Annotated in this window: 13 protein-coding genes and 14 tRNA genes; 19 read left to right on the top strand and 8 right to left on the bottom strand. The window is 45.7% G+C overall.

Translation table 11 applies throughout. The features are described from left to right. Positions 1–12: 12 nt before the first annotated feature. The 4 genes from OJ16_RS04155 to hemA are packed head-to-tail and all read right to left on the bottom strand — an operon-like array spanning position 13 to position 3,632. A complete protein-coding gene (locus OJ16_RS04155; RefSeq protein ID WP_040987731.1) occupies positions 13–384 on the bottom strand; it encodes a SirB2 family protein in 372 nt (123 codons plus the stop codon). A gap of 17 nt (positions 385–401) precedes the next feature. Continuing rightward, on the bottom strand, positions 402–1,256 hold the full coding sequence (gene prmC, locus OJ16_RS04150; RefSeq protein WP_040987729.1) for a peptide chain release factor N(5)-glutamine methyltransferase: 855 nt from the start codon (positions 1,254–1,256) through the stop codon (positions 402–404). Positions 1,257–1,260: 4 nt separating this feature from the next. Beyond that, complete coding sequence (gene prfA, locus OJ16_RS04145; RefSeq protein ID WP_040987727.1) at positions 1,261–2,349, bottom strand: peptide chain release factor 1; 1,089 nt, start codon at positions 2,347–2,349, stop codon at positions 1,261–1,263. A 23-nt stretch (positions 2,350–2,372) separates the two neighbouring features. Further along, a complete protein-coding gene (hemA, locus tag OJ16_RS04140) occupies positions 2,373–3,632 on the bottom strand; it encodes a glutamyl-tRNA reductase (RefSeq protein WP_040987725.1) in 1,260 nt (419 codons plus the stop codon). A 284-nt stretch (positions 3,633–3,916) separates the two neighbouring features. On the opposite strand from hemA, the gene lolB reads away from it, so the two are divergent. The 19 genes from lolB to OJ16_RS04045 all read left to right on the top strand — a co-directional run bounded on the left by lolB (position 3,917) and on the right by OJ16_RS04045 (position 10,489). After that, on the top strand, positions 3,917–4,534 hold the full coding sequence (lolB, locus tag OJ16_RS04135) for a lipoprotein insertase outer membrane protein LolB (protein WP_040987723.1): 618 nt from the start codon (positions 3,917–3,919) through the stop codon (positions 4,532–4,534). Continuing rightward, positions 4,534–5,406 (top strand): 4-(cytidine 5'-diphospho)-2-C-methyl-D-erythritol kinase, encoded by an 873-nt coding sequence (ispE, locus tag OJ16_RS04130; protein ID WP_040987721.1) that lies wholly within the window; start codon positions 4,534–4,536, stop codon positions 5,404–5,406. The genes lolB and ispE overlap by 1 nt, the downstream gene beginning before the upstream one ends. 29 nt (positions 5,407–5,435) lie before the next feature. Continuing rightward, positions 5,436–6,380 carry a ribose-phosphate pyrophosphokinase gene (locus OJ16_RS04125; RefSeq protein WP_040987719.1) on the top strand — a complete coding sequence of 315 codons (945 nt, stop codon included), beginning with the start codon at positions 5,436–5,438 and terminating at the stop codon, positions 6,378–6,380. Positions 6,381–6,663: 283 nt separating this feature from the next. Then, positions 6,664–7,254, top strand: a complete 591-nt coding sequence (gene pth, locus OJ16_RS04120; protein WP_005595060.1) for an aminoacyl-tRNA hydrolase — start codon at positions 6,664–6,666, stop codon at positions 7,252–7,254. A 10-nt stretch (positions 7,255–7,264) separates the two neighbouring features. Then, positions 7,265–8,356 (top strand): redox-regulated ATPase YchF, encoded by a 1,092-nt coding sequence (gene ychF, locus OJ16_RS04115; RefSeq protein WP_040987714.1) that lies wholly within the window; start codon positions 7,265–7,267, stop codon positions 8,354–8,356. A 283-nt stretch (positions 8,357–8,639) separates the two neighbouring features. Beyond that, a tRNA-Met gene (locus OJ16_RS04110) sits at positions 8,640–8,716 on the top strand. A gap of 48 nt (positions 8,717–8,764) precedes the next feature. Further along, positions 8,765–8,849, top strand: a tRNA-Leu gene (locus tag OJ16_RS04105). 33 nt (positions 8,850–8,882) lie between these two features. Beyond that, positions 8,883–8,957 (top strand) — tRNA-Gln (locus OJ16_RS04100). Positions 8,958–9,037: 80 nt separating this feature from the next. After that, positions 9,038–9,114, top strand: a tRNA-Met gene (locus OJ16_RS04095). 53 nt (positions 9,115–9,167) lie between these two features. Beyond that, positions 9,168–9,252 (top strand) — tRNA-Leu (locus OJ16_RS04090). Positions 9,253–9,279: 27 nt separating this feature from the next. After that, a tRNA-Leu gene (locus OJ16_RS04085) sits at positions 9,280–9,364 on the top strand. 33 nt (positions 9,365–9,397) lie between these two features. Further along, positions 9,398–9,472, top strand: a tRNA-Gln gene (locus tag OJ16_RS04080). A 77-nt stretch (positions 9,473–9,549) separates the two neighbouring features. Beyond that, positions 9,550–9,634, top strand: a tRNA-Leu gene (locus OJ16_RS04075). Positions 9,635–9,672: 38 nt separating this feature from the next. Continuing rightward, a tRNA-Met gene (locus OJ16_RS04070) sits at positions 9,673–9,749 on the top strand. Positions 9,750–9,829: 80 nt separating this feature from the next. Next, positions 9,830–9,914 (top strand) — tRNA-Leu (locus OJ16_RS04065). 68 nt (positions 9,915–9,982) lie between these two features. Next, positions 9,983–10,057 (top strand) — tRNA-Gln (locus OJ16_RS04060). A gap of 77 nt (positions 10,058–10,134) precedes the next feature. Beyond that, positions 10,135–10,219, top strand: a tRNA-Leu gene (locus OJ16_RS04055). 33 nt (positions 10,220–10,252) lie between these two features. Then, a tRNA-Gln gene (locus OJ16_RS04050) sits at positions 10,253–10,327 on the top strand. Between the two features lie 77 nt (positions 10,328–10,404). Next, positions 10,405–10,489 (top strand) — tRNA-Leu (locus tag OJ16_RS04045). A 741-nt stretch (positions 10,490–11,230) separates the two neighbouring features. Here the strand turns inward: OJ16_RS04045 and OJ16_RS04040 are convergent. The 4 genes from OJ16_RS04040 to flgJ form a co-directional block, all read right to left on the bottom strand. Next, a complete protein-coding gene (locus OJ16_RS04040) occupies positions 11,231–12,409 on the bottom strand; it encodes a flagellin (protein WP_040987711.1) in 1,179 nt (392 codons plus the stop codon). A 362-nt stretch (positions 12,410–12,771) separates the two neighbouring features. Further along, positions 12,772–13,965, bottom strand: a complete 1,194-nt coding sequence (flgL, locus tag OJ16_RS04035; RefSeq protein WP_040987710.1) for a flagellar hook-associated protein FlgL — start codon at positions 13,963–13,965, stop codon at positions 12,772–12,774. Between the two features lie 10 nt (positions 13,966–13,975). Then, positions 13,976–15,850: a flagellar hook-associated protein FlgK gene (gene flgK / locus OJ16_RS04030; protein WP_040987708.1), complete on the bottom strand. Its 1,875-nt coding sequence runs from the start codon at positions 15,848–15,850 to the stop codon at positions 13,976–13,978. 141 nt (positions 15,851–15,991) lie between these two features. Beyond that, entirely contained in the window at positions 15,992–16,915 is a 924-nt protein-coding gene (gene flgJ, locus OJ16_RS04025; RefSeq protein ID WP_040987706.1) for a flagellar assembly peptidoglycan hydrolase FlgJ, read from the bottom strand. Between the last annotated feature and the right edge of the window lie 6 nt (positions 16,916–16,921).

Raw genomic sequence — 16,921 nt, 5'->3', positions numbered from 1 at the left:
GTCAGTACTCATTTAGAACAACAACGGCGTTTTAGTTATCGCCACTTTACCGGCCATCAATAACCAACCGAGCGCGCCAAAAAAGGCAAACACACGTAACCAGTTGTTTTTCGCCAACTTAAGTGCAAAGAAACCCAATGCAATATACGCTAAAACACACGTCATTTTTGACGGTAGCCACGGCGCCGCCGACCAAGGAATAAAACCAATGATGAGTGCAGCACCAGAGATCAGCAATGCCGAATCGACAATGTGAGGAAAGACCTTAAGAAATTTTTTCTCACGCAGTGGGGAGTTGGCCATTAACAGAGCGAAGCGCACTGACAATAGTGTGGCACTAAGCGCAATAGTTAATAGATGGAAATGCTTCAAACCTTCGTACATGAGATGCTCTCCTAGCGTTATTTAATAAAACGACCCAGTGTTACCCTATCGTTGTGACCATAATCTTGGTAAGTGTCGACTTCTTGATAGCCATACTCTTCAAAGATTGTTCTTACTGCTTTACCTTGTTCAAATCCATGTTCAAACAACAACCATCCTTGATCACATAAGTAGTCACGTGAAGCCTGAATGATATGGCGAATATCCGCCAAGCCATTTTCAGCCGCCACGAGTGCACTAAGCGGTTCAAAACGCACATCACCTTGAGTTAAGTGCGGGTCGTTTTCTTCTATGTAAGGCGGGTTAGAGACGATGACCGCAAACTGCGTGCCCGCTTCCAGAGGTTCAAACCAGCTTCCCGCGAAAAAAGTCGCGTTAGGGATCGCCAATCGTTTACCGTTATTGATCGCCAGCTGCTGAGCGTCTGGCATCAAGTCAATTCCTACGACGTTGCGTTGCGGCAACTCAGACGCCAGCGCCAATGCTATCGCACCCGTGCCAGTACCCAGATCTAAGATGTCCCCGTCGGTTTCAAGCGCTTTATCTAACGCCAGTTCAACTAAACGTTCGGTATCAGGACGAGGGATCAATGTGGTAGGAGAAACTTGCAGAGGCAGCGACCAAAACTCACGCTCGCCAACAATATACGCGACCGGTTCACCGTTTAAACGGCGCGCCAATAACGCTTCAAATGGTGCGAGCTCTTGTGAAGTCAGCTCTTTTTCAGGCCAAGTCATCAAAAATGAGCGAGGCTTTTCCAGCGCATGGCAGAGCAATACGGCGGCATCAAGAGAGGGCGATTCACTGCCGCTCTCTTGAAGTTGCTGCACGGCGCGCTTTAGTGTGTTTTCAACACTGTTTGAGGCCGTCATTGAATTAGTGATTCTCAGCGAGAGCGGCAAGCTGATCCGCTTGGTACTCTTGAACAACAGGGTCAATCAAGCTCGCTAAATCTCCTTCCATCACTTCGTTTAGACGGTAGATGGTTAGGTTGATACGGTGATCAGAAACACGACCTTGTGGGTAGTTGTATGTACGAATACGGTCACTACGATCACCAGAACCTAGTAGGTTACGACGTGTGTCCGACACTTCCGCTGCACGGCGTGCTTGTTCTGCTTGAACGATACGAGCCGCAAGCACCTGCATTGCTTTCGCTTTGTTCTTGTGCTGTGAACGTTCGTCCTGACACTCAACCACAGTACCGGTTGGTAAGTGGGTAATACGGATTGCAGAATCCGTGGTGTTGACGTGCTGACCACCCGCGCCTGATGCACGGAAAGTATCGATTTTAAGATCCGCTGCTTTGATTTCTGGAAGATCCGCTTCTGGGATTTCAGCCATCACTGCGATCGTACATGCAGAAGTATGCACACGACCTTGAGATTCTGTTTCTGGTACACGTTGTACGCGGTGACCGCCTGATTCAAACTTCAGTACGCCGTATGCACCATCGCCGCTCACTTTCGCGATCATTTCTTTATAGCCGCCTTGCTCTGAGTCATTACAACTCATCACTTCAACGCGCCAGCCTTTTTTCTCGGCAAACTTCGAGTACATACGGAATAAGTTACCCGCAAAGATACCCGCTTCATCACCACCCGCACCGGCACGAATTTCCAAGAAACAGTTACGATCATCATTTGGATCTTTTGGTAGAAGCAAAATTTGCAGCTCATCGGTCAAGCGCTCGATCGCTTCTTTTGCGTCTTTGATTTCTTCCTGAGCCATTTCACGCATTTCTGCGTCGTCTTCCTTCGCCATCTCTTCTGCCGCTTCAAGATCGTCTTGAGCTTGCTGATAGGATTGGAAGCACTGAGTCACTTCTTCAAGTTGAGAGTACTCTTTTGATAAGGCGCGAAATTTATTTTGGTCGCCGATCACACCTGGGTCGCCCAATAGGTGTTGTACTTCTTCGTAACGTTCTACTAGCGTTTCTAACTTAGTCAGAATTGAGGCTTTCATATTTTATTAACTCAGGGTTCTAGTTATAGCGGGTCATCAAGACCCAAACTTTGTCTAATAATAGCAAGCCGAGCTGGCTCGCCTTGCTCTGCGGCGCTTTGTAATGCGCGAGTCGGGGTATGAATCAAGCGGTTGGTCAACTTATTGCTAAGCTCAATCAACACGCTTTCCGGATCGCCACCAGCCTGCAGGGCATGAATACTACGCGCCAACAATTCTTGACGAATGTCATTGGCACTAGTGCGATAATCTCTAATACTGTCAACGCCTTGCAAAGATCGTAGCCAAGTCATGAAGGCGGCACTCTCTTCACTAACGATCGCTTCCGCTTGAATGGCTTCAACTTTACGTTGTTCCATGTTGCTGTCGACGATCGACTGTAAGTCATCAACGGTATACAAATAGGCATCATCGAGTTCACCGACTTGGGACTCGATATCACGCGGAACCGCAATATCAACAAACAACATCGGTTGATTACGACGGGCTTTCAGCGCGCTTTCTACCATCCCCTTACCAATAATCGGTAAAGGACTTGCGGTCGAACTGATCACAATATCAGCACGCGCAAGATGGTCTGGAATTTCAGGTAGGCTGATCACTTCCGCACCAAACTCTTCCGCCAACGTCAACGCGCGCTCGCGCGTTCGGTTAGCGACGATAATCTTGGTACACCCATTTCCAGCTAAATGCTTCGCGACTAATTCTATCGTTTCACCTGCACCAACCAACAATACGGTCGATTTTTGCAAGGATTCAAAAATATGTTTCGCCAGAGTACATGCGGCATACGCCACTGAAACGGCATTGCCGCCAATATCCGTTTCGGTACGAACTCGCTTCGCCACTGAAAATGTTTTTTGAAACCACTTTTCCAACGGTGCATTGACACTTTTTTGATCGCGAGAGTCAGAAAAAGCCTGCTTAACTTGGCCTAAAATCTGCGGTTCGCCCAACACTAACGAATCCAAACCGCACGCAACTCGCATCAAATGGCGAATGGCAGCCTGTTCTTCATGCACATAAATACTGGGTTTTAGCTCTTCAGGACTCACTTGGTGGAATTGTGAAAGCCAATCAACCACCTTGTTTTTTCCAGCGGGTTTGACATCACAATACACTTCGGTGCGGTTACATGTTGAGACGATAACACTGCCATTAACTAACTGATTTTCTGACAGCTGCTGTAATGCCCTCGGTAGTTTTTCCGGCCCGAAAGCGACTTTTTCGCGCAGTTCTACAGAAGCCGTATTATGATTTATACCGATAGCAAGCAAGGACATGTACTGTGGGTTCTCTGAATCAAGTTATGATCAAACAAGGACGGAATTTTACTTGATGCCCCCCTTGAATAAAAGAGGATTGCGAATTTGTTTTTATTCCTCACTAGGCAAAACACGTGTTTTGTGCGGAAAAAACCGAATTACGCCCAGTTTACATCGGTGTTCAAGCTGGCCCATCACGCGTATTATTTCATTTTACGACAACGCCTTTTCATGTAAGCGTTCATCACAATAACAATGCTATAGTATCTCCCCTTAAATCGCTCATTTAGGATGAATGCCGAATGCCTTACCATTTTTCTTTTCGATTATTTGCCATGCTCGCCTTTTTTACGGCGCTCGTTGGCTGTAGCGCTATCCAGGACAGTGAAACCAGTGTTGAATGGTTAGCGCATCAACAAAGACTGGCTTTAGTTAGCGATTATCAAGCGGTAGGTAAACTGGGGTACATTTCACCAGAGCAAAGAGAATCGTTAAATTTTCAATGGCAGCACAACGCAGATAGCAATCAATTACGCTTGAGCACTTTTCTTGGCCAAACGGTTTTAAATATGCAAAGCCATCAAGGCAGCGCGAAGGTTGAGACGTATGATGACCAAGTATTGACCGATGTGAGCGCCGATCGTTTGATCACCCGACTGACAGGGCTGACGATCCCGGTAGAACAACTGAATGATTGGCTATTGGGAAAACCCACTCATGCCGATGATTACACCTTAAACGAAAACCAAACACTGGCATCGTTAACCAAGACGATTCAAGGGCAAACCTGGCAGCTTGAATACCTCAGTTACCAAGATGTCACTTTTTTAGGTTCTTTGTTACCTGTTCCTCATAAACTTAAACTAAAGCAAGATAACATCTCGATTAATCTGGTTATCTCCAAGTGGACCTTGAAGTAATGATTAGTGACACCACGCACTGGCCCTCTCCGGCTAAGCTAAACCTTTTTCTGTATATCACGGGACGCCGTCCAAATGGCTATCATGAGCTGCAAACATTGTTTCAGTTCATTGATCATAATGACCAACTGGCGATCACCGCGAATGACAGTGGCGACATTACGCTCACCCCGAACATTCCGGGCGTTGAACTGCATGACAATTTAATTTGGCGTGCGGCAAACGCATTGCAGCAATTTACTGGCTGCACCTTTGGTGCTGACATTCAGTTACAAAAAATCTTACCTATGGGAGGCGGCATTGGTGGCGGTTCTTCTAACGCAGCCACTGTACTTGTTGCGCTCAATTATCTGTGGCAAACCCAATGCAGTGATGACCAATTAGCTGAAATCGGCTTGGCACTTGGCGCCGATGTTCCGGTCTTTGTACGCGGTCATGCGGCCTTTGCCGAAGGCGTGGGTGAAGAGATTATTGCCGTCGAGCCAGAAGAAAAATGGTACCTCGTCGTTCGACCAAACGTCAGTATTGCCACTGCGGATATTTTTTCTCATCCCGAGTTGACCCGAAACACGAAAAAACAGCCATTATCCGTACTATTGAATGAGAATTACGGAAACGATTGCGAAAAAATTGTCCGAATGCTGTACCCAGAGGTTGATAAGCAACTTTCATGGCTGCTACAATATGCGCCGTCAAGATTGACCGGTACGGGATCGTGCGTTTTTGCTGAATTTATTCATAAAAACGATGCACAACAGGTACTCGAGCAGCTTCCTGACACTGTGTCGGCCTTTGTAGCGAAAGGTAGTAACGTTTCGCCGCTTTACCAGACACTGGCTAACTACCGTTTAGCCCACAATCAATTTATTTAAACACTGGACGCAACCCCGAGGTTTCCACCGTGCCTGATATGAAGCTATTTGCTGGTAACGCAACACCTTTACTAGCCCAACGCATTGCTGATCGTCTTTACATCTCACTTGGTGACGCTACTGTTTCTCGTTTTTCTGATGGCGAAGTCGCTGTTCAAATCAACGAAAACGTACGTGGTAGTGATGTATTCATCATCCAATCTACCTGTGCACCAACCAACGACAACTTAATGGAACTTGTCGTTATGATTGATGCGATGCGCCGCGCTTCTGCTGGCCGTATTACAGCAGTTATCCCTTACTTTGGTTACGCACGCCAAGACCGTCGTGTACGTTCTTCTCGTGTGCCTATCACTGCGAAAGTTGTGGCGGATTTCCTTTCTAACGTTGGTGTTGACCGCGTTCTGACTATCGACCTACACGCAGAGCAAATTCAAGGCTTCTTCGATGTACCTGTCGACAACATCTTCGGTACACCAGTACTTCTTGAAGATATGCAAACTCGTGGTCTAGAAAATCCTGTTGTGGTTTCTCCTGATCTGGGCGGTGTTGTACGTGCTCGTGCAACGGCTAAAGCGCTTGGCGACATCGATATTGCTATCGTTGATAAGCGTCGTCCACGTGCAAACGTTTCAGAAGTAATGAACCTTATCGGTGACGTTGAAGGTCGCGACTGTGTGATCGTAGATGACATGATCGATACTGGTGGCACACTATGTAAAGCAGCAGAAGCTTTGAAAGAGCGCGGTGCTAAGCGTGTATTCGCTTACGCAACTCACGCTGTATTCTCTGGCAACGCCGCTGAAAACATCAAGAACTCTGTTCTAGACCAAGTGATCGTCACTGACTCAATCACTCTGTCTAAAGAAATGGAAGCGACAGGTAAAGTCACTACCCTTAGCCTATCTCGCATGCTAGCTGAAGCGATTCGTCGTATCAGCAACGAAGAGTCAATCTCTGCGATGTTTAACTAATCTTTCCCAGATTAGACCAAATTTGAAAACACCCCTTTATGGGGTGTTTTTTTATGGCTATACGTTAGTAAAGTAATGTTGCTAATCGGATGCAAGCCAATAAAACCTCTGGGCATTGAGAAACGATCAAATGAAGTTTAAAAGATCCCATCAACGCCGCGGGCGCATCAAGTCAAACTCGGCGATAAAATGGGTTGATATTGCGAAGTATTGACACCTCGCCCATACTGGGATTTGTGTGCTATCATACTGCGCTTTTTGATTTTCCAGAGAGATCCCTACCTTGACTCAACAGATCAAACTTCTTGTCGGACTGGCTAACCCTGGCCCTGAATACGCGAAAACTCGCCATAATGCGGGTGCTTGGGTAGTGGAAGAGTTAGCTCGCGTTCATAACGTCACGCTAAAGAATGAGCCAAAGTTCTTTGGTCTAACTGGACGCATCATGGTAAATGGTGAAGATCTTCGTCTTTTGATCCCCACCACGTTTATGAATTTGTCTGGCAAAGCGATTGCGCCGCTGGCCAAGTTCTACCAAATTAAACCAGAAGAGATCATGGTCGCTCACGACGAGCTAGACTTACCTCCTGGTGTGGCTAAATTCAAAAAAGGCGGTGGTCACGGTGGTCATAATGGCCTGCGTGATACCATCAGCAAATTAGCCAACAATAAAGATTTTTATCGTCTACGGATTGGCATTGGCCATCCTGGGCACAAAGATAAAGTGGCAGGTTATGTGTTAGGTAAAGCTCCCGCTAAAGAGCAAGAGCTCCTTGATGCAGCAGCAGACGAGTCTGTTCGCTGTCTCGACATCTTATTGAAAGATGGCCTAAGCAAAGCACAAAATCGCTTACACACGTTCAAAGCTGAATAAGGTTACAATCATGGGTTTTAAATGCGGCATCGTTGGTCTACCAAACGTTGGTAAATCAACTCTGTTCAATGCACTAACGAAAGCGGGTATCGAAGCAGCAAACTTCCCGTTCTGTACTATCGAGCCAAACACAGGTGTGGTACCAGTACCAGATCTACGTCTTGATGCGTTATCTAAAATTGTGAACCCACAGCGCGTACTGCCGACGACAATGGAATTCGTAGACATCGCAGGCCTAGTTGCGGGTGCATCAAAAGGTGAAGGCCTAGGAAACAAATTCCTAGCAAACATCCGTGAAACGGATGCGATCGGTCACGTTGTACGTTGTTTTGAAAACGAGAACATCATCCACGTAGCAGGCAAAGTATCTCCTATCGAAGATATCGAGGTTATCAACCTTGAGCTTGCACTGGCTGACCTAGATTCTTGTGAGCGCGCAATTCAGCGTAACGCTAAGAAAGCAAAAGGCGGCGACAAAGACGCTAAGTTTGAAATCACTGTACTCGATAAACTACTGCCAGTATTAACTGAAGGTGGTATGGCTCGTACTGTTGAGCTTTCTAAAGAAGAGTTGTTGGCAGTTGATTACCTTAACTTCCTAACGCTAAAGCCGACCATGTACATTGCTAACGTCAATGAAGATGGCTTTGAGAACAACCCTTACCTAGACGCAGTTTGCGAATACGCAGCAAAAGAAAACAACGTTGTTGTGGCTGTTTGTGCGGCGATTGAGTCAGAAATGGCTGAACTAGAAGATGAAGAGCGTGAAGAGTTCCTTGCTGACATGGGCATCGAAGAGCCTGGTCTAAACCGCGTTATCCGCGCAGGTTACGAGCTGCTTGAACTGCACACCTACTTTACCGCTGGCGTTAAAGAAGTTCGCGCATGGACAATCCCTGTAGGTGCAACCGCACCAAAAGCAGCGGGTAAGATCCACACTGACTTCGAAAAAGGCTTTATCCGTGCAGAAGTAGTCGGTTACGACGACTTTATTCAATTCAACGGTGAAAGCGGCGCGAAAGACGCAGGTAAATGGCGTCTTGAAGGTAAAGAATACATCGTGAAAGATGGCGATGTGGTTCACTTCCGTTTTAACGTTTAATCATTTGCACATTTTTTGTCCAAGTTATTGACTTTAAAAGCCAGCATGATTGCTGGCTTTTTTTATACCTCAAGAAACGTGACCATTTAATTCAAATGAATGCCGTCAATTTTTTACCAGTTTTAGATCATTAACGCGCCTCTTTGTTTAAAAAGAAACCGAACGATTCATTTATCCAAATTTCTTCGAAAAAACTGTTGACGGTTCTCGCTCAGATACGCATAATGCGCCCCGTTCCCAACGAGACAACAACGAATCGAAACGGAACGGAAAACATGGTAATGGCTACTTAGCTCAGCTGGTTAGAGCACATCACTCATAATGATGGGGTCACAGGTTCAAATCCCGTAGTAGCCACCATTCCTAATTGTTTTCTGCTTTTAAAGTTTAAAGCAATCAGGAATAGATGCGGTCGTGGCGGAATTGGTAGACGCACCAGATTTAGGTTCTGGCGCCGTAAGGTGTGAGAGTTCAAGTCTCTCCGACCGCACCATTGTTTGAATAACTTCGTAGAAGTTATTGCTGTAGGTCTATCGCCAAGCGGTAAGGCACCGGCTTTTGATGCCGGCATTCCCTGGTTCGAATCCAGGTAGACCTGCCACTATTTAAGTGTGAACCTTTTGATAAAAAGGGTTGTCACTGAGAGAGGGAATAGTTTATATTAGCTCGCTCAAAAACAAAGGCTACTTAGCTCAGCTGGTTAGAGCACATCACTCATAATGATGGGGTCACAGGTTCAAATCCCGTAGTAGCCACCATATTTAAACAGTTAATCTTATACCAAGAGATTGATTGATGTAGAGTTCAAGACGCGGTCGTGGCGGAATTGGTAGACGCACCAGATTTAGGTTCTGGCGCCGTAAGGTGTGAGAGTTCAAGTCTCTCCGACCGCACCATCTTGAAAAACTCTACCGGGAATTTATGCGGTCGTGGCGGAATTGGTAGACGCACCAGATTTAGGTTCTGGCGCCGTAAGGTGTGAGAGTTCAAGTCTCTCCGACCGCACCATCATTTAAATAACTTTGATGAAGTTATTGCTGTAGGTCTATCGCCAAGCGGTAAGGCACCGGCTTTTGATGCCGGCATTCCCTGGTTCGAATCCAGGTAGACCTGCCACTATTTAAACATGTTGAGTAATCGACATGACAACGTTACTAAGATAACCAATGTCTTTTTAACTATAAGAGTTTGCTGCGGTCGTGGCGGAATTGGTAGACGCACCAGATTTAGGTTCTGGCGCCGTAAGGTGTGAGAGTTCAAGTCTCTCCGACCGCACCATTATAAAAATGTCTTCGATTTAATATCGACTACATCTTGGCTACTTAGCTCAGCTGGTTAGAGCACATCACTCATAATGATGGGGTCACAGGTTCAAATCCCGTAGTAGCCACCATACAACGTTATTAAGACTCTCCAATTGTCTTTCTAACTACATATTCTTCGCTAAGCATACGCTTAACAAGAAACTTTGCTGCGGTCGTGGCGGAATTGGTAGACGCACCAGATTTAGGTTCTGGCGCCGTAAGGTGTGAGAGTTCAAGTCTCTCCGACCGCACCATTCTCTTTTGAATGAATGCAACAGTTTAAAGCATGCTGAAGGATCAAGTCTCTATTAAGAGCATCTGCAGGTCTATCGCCAAGCGGTAAGGCACCGGCTTTTGATGCCGGCATTCCCTGGTTCGAATCCAGGTAGACCTGCCACTATTTAAACATGTTGAGTGATCGACATGACAACGTTACTAAGATAACCAATGTCTTTTTAACTATAAAGATTTGCTGCGGTCGTGGCGGAATTGGTAGACGCACCAGATTTAGGTTCTGGCGCCGTAAGGTGTGAGAGTTCAAGTCTCTCCGACCGCACCATCATTTAAATAACTTTGATGAAGTTATTGCTGTAGGTCTATCGCCAAGCGGTAAGGCACCGGCTTTTGATGCCGGCATTCCCTGGTTCGAATCCAGGTAGACCTGCCACTATTTAAACATGTTGAGTAATCGACATGACAACGTTACTAAGATAACCAATGTCTTTTTAACTATAAGAGTTTGCTGCGGTCGTGGCGGAATTGGTAGACGCACCAGATTTAGGTTCTGGCGCCGTAAGGTGTGAGAGTTCAAGTCTCTCCGACCGCACCATCATTAATAAAACCCAGCTTTTGCTGGGTTTTGTTTTATCTGGCGTTTAATTACTTCCCCCTCTTCATTTCTATCTCACGACAGCGTGAACACCATAGCGCTTCCCCCAAAAGCCATTCAGATCATTAGCTCCTCTATTTAACCCCCATTTTATTATTCAAGTAATCCCTCTTACCTGGCCTTAGCTATATAACGTTAGCCAAGCAGCTTGAGCACTACAGGATTAATTCCGGCGGCAAGTGGTAAAGACTGATCGTTATCAATGGATTATCATCTCAGCGTAGACTCATTGCACCAGCCATACGGCGCTGTGAGCGATTTTATCCGCAAAAAGGTAATTTCACTGCTCGATATTCAAGACATCAGAGAAAGCCCCAGAGATAGCCAAACAGGCAGAGTCGATAACCGTCGATGAGAAAGGCAGAAAAAACTTACGACCTAGTAAAGAAATGCCACAGGCTAGAGCGTATTTATGCGTATGTTCATTGGTATACACATTTTGAATCTAGGGCAAATTGTGGCATGAAACAGAAATCGCAGACAAAAGAAAAGCCCCATTCTTTGAGAGAACTGGGGCTATAGCTTGGCAGCCAATTGAACGTTCGAGAATAATGATCAGAACTTGGCTGCCGTGCATGAATATTTTTGGTGGTTTATAGCGATAAATCAATCATTCTATTCATGCTTGCCGTCAATCCCCTACCGTCCTACGTCTAGGTTATACAGTAGGGCGATTCACTATCACTGCAATAGCGTAATTGCAGAGTTAGGCAACTGTTTTGCTTGAGCAAGAATAGAGGTACCTGCTTGTTGCAGAATTTGCGCTTTTGTCATTGCCGTTGTCTCTTTCGCGAAGTCAGTATCGCGAATGCGGCTATTTGATGCCGCCACATTTTCTTGGATGTTGGCCAAGTTATTAATGCTATGGCTTAAACGGTTTTGCTTCGCACCAAGATCAGCACGCTGTGAATCAATATATTGCAGCGCAGAATCAACGATACCGACGGCATTTTGCGCGCCACCAACAGTAGTCACGTCAATGTTTTGAACGCTCGTAGCCTCTCCTTTACCCGTTGTAAGACCGAGTTCCGTCGCTAAAAGGCCACTAAAGGTCACATCACCAACCACGCCTTCACCACCTTCTTCAAGATGACGGTAAGGAACAAAGATTTGCAGTTTGCCATCTTGATCGACAGAAGCATTGACCTTTGGTGACTGGCCATTAATGAATGTTGCCAACTCTTCAATATCATCACCCGGTTGTGCGGTGATTGGAATATTGACACTTTCACCATCTCGGGTTTTAAAAGCGATGGAGAAACTATTGTTTTTCTCACCGCCAGCACCAAGTTCTGGTACACCCCACTCGCTATCTTTGCCATTTGCAGCAATAAAACTTTGGCCGCCCATTTTAGGCTCATCCGCGCGAATACTGGTTAGCCCCATGATCATCGCTTCACCAGAGCTCGCACCGATTTGGAATGCTGCTTCGCCAAACTGACCATTGAGCAGTTTACGGCCACCAAATGACGTCGTTTCTGCGATTCGGTTCAGTTCATCTTGTAAAGCGCCAACTTCTTCATTGATTGCTTCACGTTCCGCTAATGAGTTGGTGCCGTTTGCCGCTTGTAGGGACAAATCACGAATACGTTGCAAAACACCGGTGGATTCATCCATCGCGCCTTCTGCCGTTTGAGCAATAGAAATACCATCATTTGCGTTACGCATTGCAACGTCAAGGCCACGTGATTGCGCCGTTAATCGGTTTGAAATCTGTAGACCTGCGGCATCATCTTTCGCGCTGTTGATTTTTTTACCTGATGATAAACGTTCCATCGAGGTATTGAGATCATCCATCGATTTGGTAAGGTAACGCTGAGCGGTCATTGCCGAGACGTTGGTATTTACGTTAATGGTCATAATGCACTCCTAGTGAGTTCGCAATGTATTGCGAAGCGGCCAGCTTAATCTCGCTTGGAAGTACTGACCGTAAATTATTTGTTCAGTAAGGAAAACCCTACCTAAAAAAACTGTTTTCATTTCTTGAAATGGTTAATTCAATTTATGTGCCAACTTGAACACGAATCAACCAGTTTTATTTATTTTTAAAATACAATTACTTAAACAAAGAAACCTAACTAATTTTACTCGCTACGATTTCTTTGCCTCTCCTTGTGTAAACACATTGCCGCTTTCTTTGCCTCTATTTGCCACGATATTTTTCGCACAAATATTCGCCTTTCCAGCGCCTTCATTTGCTCTTAAGGCATTGCACATAAGGCTTAAAGGTAGTTAAACAAGGTTAAATCTTTCGCTTTACCAAACGCTTGTTGCGATGCCTGTAACGCTCGCGTATTTTCATTAAATTCAATCACCGCTGAGGCATAATCTAAGTCCTCAAAATTACTTTTTGATTTCGCCAGCGTCATTTGAAAATCTTCATGCTGCATCTCTTGATGATCAAGCGTGCTAAGGCGCGCACCTAAGTCAGAACGAGCTTGGTTCATATGAATAAATGCAGCGTGGAACTCTTGCGTTACTTGGTGCAGTTCCGCGGTATTCGATGCATTAGAAACGCCGCCTTCAGAAAGATCACGCGCTCTTTTAAACGTTTCAAAGATTGAAAATGTCTTTTTAGGTTCAAGCTCAATCTGATCACCTTTGGTGATCTGACCTTTGACTTGAATCGATAACCCTTCATGCTGAATCGCTTGTTTAGGGTCAAATTCATCCGCTTTAACCACTGCGCCATCTTTTTCAAGTTGGTAGCCATGCTGGCCATTAGGCATATCGACAAACGTGATTTTATAGCTCGACGTATCCGATTCATTCAGATTGTTCGCGCGCTCCAATAACAGTTCAGAGCCTTCAACCAATTGATATTTTGGATCATAATCACCAAGCGGATTCACCACCTGTGTAAACACTTTATTGCCAGGGAAATTCACCGGCATTTCCTGACTGTTGGAAATACGCATTTTCCGTTGGTAGTCATCACCGGCGTAAGTGACATTTCCCGCGTTATCGCGGAAAAAGGCCTGCATCTTAGGCTTAGTGCCTGAAAAAATGTAATTCCCAGATTCATCTTGGCTATTGCCAAGCGTCAGTAAGTTATCAAACAATTCTTCAATTTCACGTTGCTTTGCAATGCGATCTTCCGGTGATAGCGAGCCATTGATCATTTCCATTACCGTGCGTTTGCCTTCATCAATATATTGCTCAGCATTCGACACAATCACTTCTTGTTGCTCGATACGATTGCGGGTTAGGACGATAGAATTCACATACTGCTTGAGTTCTTCTGATTGCTGGCCAATATTTTGAATGTAGTGCGTCGCCAGCGGATCATCGCTGGGTTGAATCATCTTTTTACCCGACGCCAATTGAGCTTGGTTATGATGAACCTTGCCTTCTTGACGACGCATGTCATTTTGCACTGATTGGTAATGATGAAAGCTGGAAATTCGGTTTAACATTTACGGTCCCCTACCTCAGCGCCAAGATCGTATCAAAGGTTTCATTCGCCGCTTGCATCACACGCGAAGAGGCCATATAAGCCTGCTGAAACTTCATCATATTGGCCGCTTCTTCATCAAGGTTAACGCCTGACACGCTGGCAACGCGCGCTTGTGCGGATTCTTTCTCAACTCGGGATATGTCTGTTAACTTAGAAGCCGTCGAGAGCTTCAATCCCATATTGGTATTGAGATCGTGATAAATATCGATGACGGTCGACTCACCGTTGTTCAAATGCTTTTCGGTTTGCAAGTGCAGCATTTTCCGCAAGTTGCCGTTGCCGCCTTCTGAAGGGGTAAGGTTGGCCGTAAACTTATCGTTCGGCAATGCACCATTGGTCAAGGTGAACTTAGTGCCAAGTACCTCTACCGCGCCTTTCGGTGGGTATTCTTGAGGTTGCATCAATACCGTGCCAGCTTTGTCTGTCACTGCAAATTGTTTACCGTCTGGTGATACGATAACGTCAAATTCTTTTAGTGCGCCAATCGTTTCAATTTCAAATTTAGCATTGCCTTGGGCATGAGTCGTTGACGCTTCATAGCTTTGCGCGGCGATTTGAGACACATCGGTGATGGCCATTTTGATTTCACCCGCACCCGATCGTGTTGGGCGAATCAACACCCGCTCACCGCTCGCCAATTCTTGGTTTATTTGAATTCGTAAACCATCAATACTGAACGCATTGCCATCCATTTTAACAGGTTCACGAGCACCACCAGGTTGCGTAATAAAGTGGCTACTACCGTCATATTGCAATGAATACTCGCCCGTTTTTAGCTGAGAGACATCTTCAATATGAACTTCAAGATCGGCCGTCGAGTTCGATGAGGTAACCACGCGTGATTTGACGGCCAGTGCAGAGTTCACATCGGTAAACATATCCGCGCCCACGTCGCCGTTTAAATCCAAACCTTGACTCTGTAATTTATTGATAGAATCAGAGAAACTGATCGCCAGCTTGCCGATTTCATCCTGTAGATACGGGACTTTTTTGTCTCGCATATCCAGAATCGAGCCAATTTTACCATCGATGTCAGTGCTTGAAATCGGCTTGATTCCCTTACCTTCAATCATGGCAAGACGCTTTTGCTGAGCATCAGGTGTGCCGTCGACTAACGCTAACTTACTTGATTCGGTTCCCGACACCAACATGTGCCCATTGCCAATGTGTACGTTAAAACCTTCGCGGTTTGAGCGTGGCGTTACCGTGACTTTCGTGTACTCAGAAAGCTCACCAATCAGTTGTTCATGCCTGTCCATTAAGTCGTTGTGAGGGCCGGTATTACGCATCATCAAGCGGTTAATATCCCGGATCTCAAGCCCCAACTGATTGACTCGTTCAACACCAAGTTCTAGCTTGCGATTCGCGGTCTTTTGGTGATGTCGAATGTCACGGTCTAAATCATTGAGGTTTTGGGCGATAAACCAAGCTTTTTCAAGCACGACTTTACGTGAACCTACATCATTGGGGCTGTCTGCGAGCGATTTCACCGCATCAAACCAGCCATTCATATTCTCTGGGATTTTTTGCGATGTCGCTGATGAAAGTAAGCTCGACAATATCTGCAAGTCTTCTTCATTGTCGTAGCGAGAAGCATAATTGGTGGTCGAAATATTCAACTCATTAACGGCAAACTGATCCCAAGCGCGGCGAACATTTTCCACATGCACGCCCATGCCATACGTCTGGCCAGCGAACTGCTGTGGATTGTTCGTCCCTTGAATGACAGATTGGCGGCTATAGCCATCTGTATTCGCATTGGAAATGTTATGCCCTGTGGTGTTGAGTTGTCTCTGAGCCGTCAATACACTTTGTGTACCTAAACTCAGAAGATCCGACGCCATATTGCCCCCAAAAAATCGAATAAAATCAGCGTAAGCTGAATAACTGATTAGTTAAAAGCAATATATGTGCCAATCATAAGGTCGTGCGTGAGTGGGCTTATGATGAGAGGAATAAAAAAACTCACCCGAAGGTGAGTCTGTTTACATTTGGTCTATTTTTTCTTTCACTCTTAATACCTTGTCGGCATATTGAGGATCGGTGGCATAACCCGCTTGGTGAATGCCACGGATAAACTGCTCGGAGTTGCCCCCATGACGAAGTGCGGTGGTATAACGCGGATTTTCGTTAAGAAAGCGTACATAGTCATTAAAGCTTTGCTCATAATCAGAATACGAACGGAATGCCGCTTTCTCTTGAACAGGCACACCTTGGTGATATTCCAATGTTTGCGTGGCCACCTTGCCGCCATCCCAGCTTTTATCCGCTTTGATGTTAAATAGGTTATGACTATTGCCTCGAGTGTTGGCAACCATTTTTTGCCCCCATCCCGTTTCCAATGCGGCTTGCGCTAAAAGCAATGAAGAATCCACCCCCAATGCGCGTGCTGCTTTTTCTGCATATGGTTTCATCGAATCAACAAAAGATTCCGGTGAGTCAAAGTTTGCCGCTTTCGCTGTCACCGTTTTTGCCGGTTCAACCTGTACAGGTTTCGCATCTGGTAACGGATAAGATTGGCGAGTCCGATCCACTTTTTCCATAATCTCGGCAAAGTCATCGTGATTTGAAGCACTTTTATTCTCAATTGATCCTGTGCTAAGTTGCGCGACAATCATATCCGCAAGGCCAAGCGAACCTGATGAGCTTAATTCACTCGCCATCTGCTCATCTTGCATCTGGCGGTAAAACTGCTGATTTTGGCTGTCTAACAGACCGGAATCAAAACTGGCATTCGCGTCACGCATCGATTTAAATAACATGCTCGTGAAGATCGATTCAAATTGCTTAGCCGCCGCGGTTAACGCTTCTTTTTCACTGGCAGCATCGCCTTTTACCGCTTGTTGGCGAAGCTTATCTAGCCCTGCAATATCGTGAATGAAGCCAATGTCATTGCCGTTATTAATCATAGTAAA

Source organism: Vibrio renipiscarius (assembly GCF_000827885.1).
Lineage (GTDB): Bacteria > Pseudomonadota > Gammaproteobacteria > Enterobacterales > Vibrionaceae > Vibrio > Vibrio renipiscarius.
Note: the sequence above shows the minus strand (reverse complement) of the source record. Positions and strands in the feature narration are given on the sequence as shown.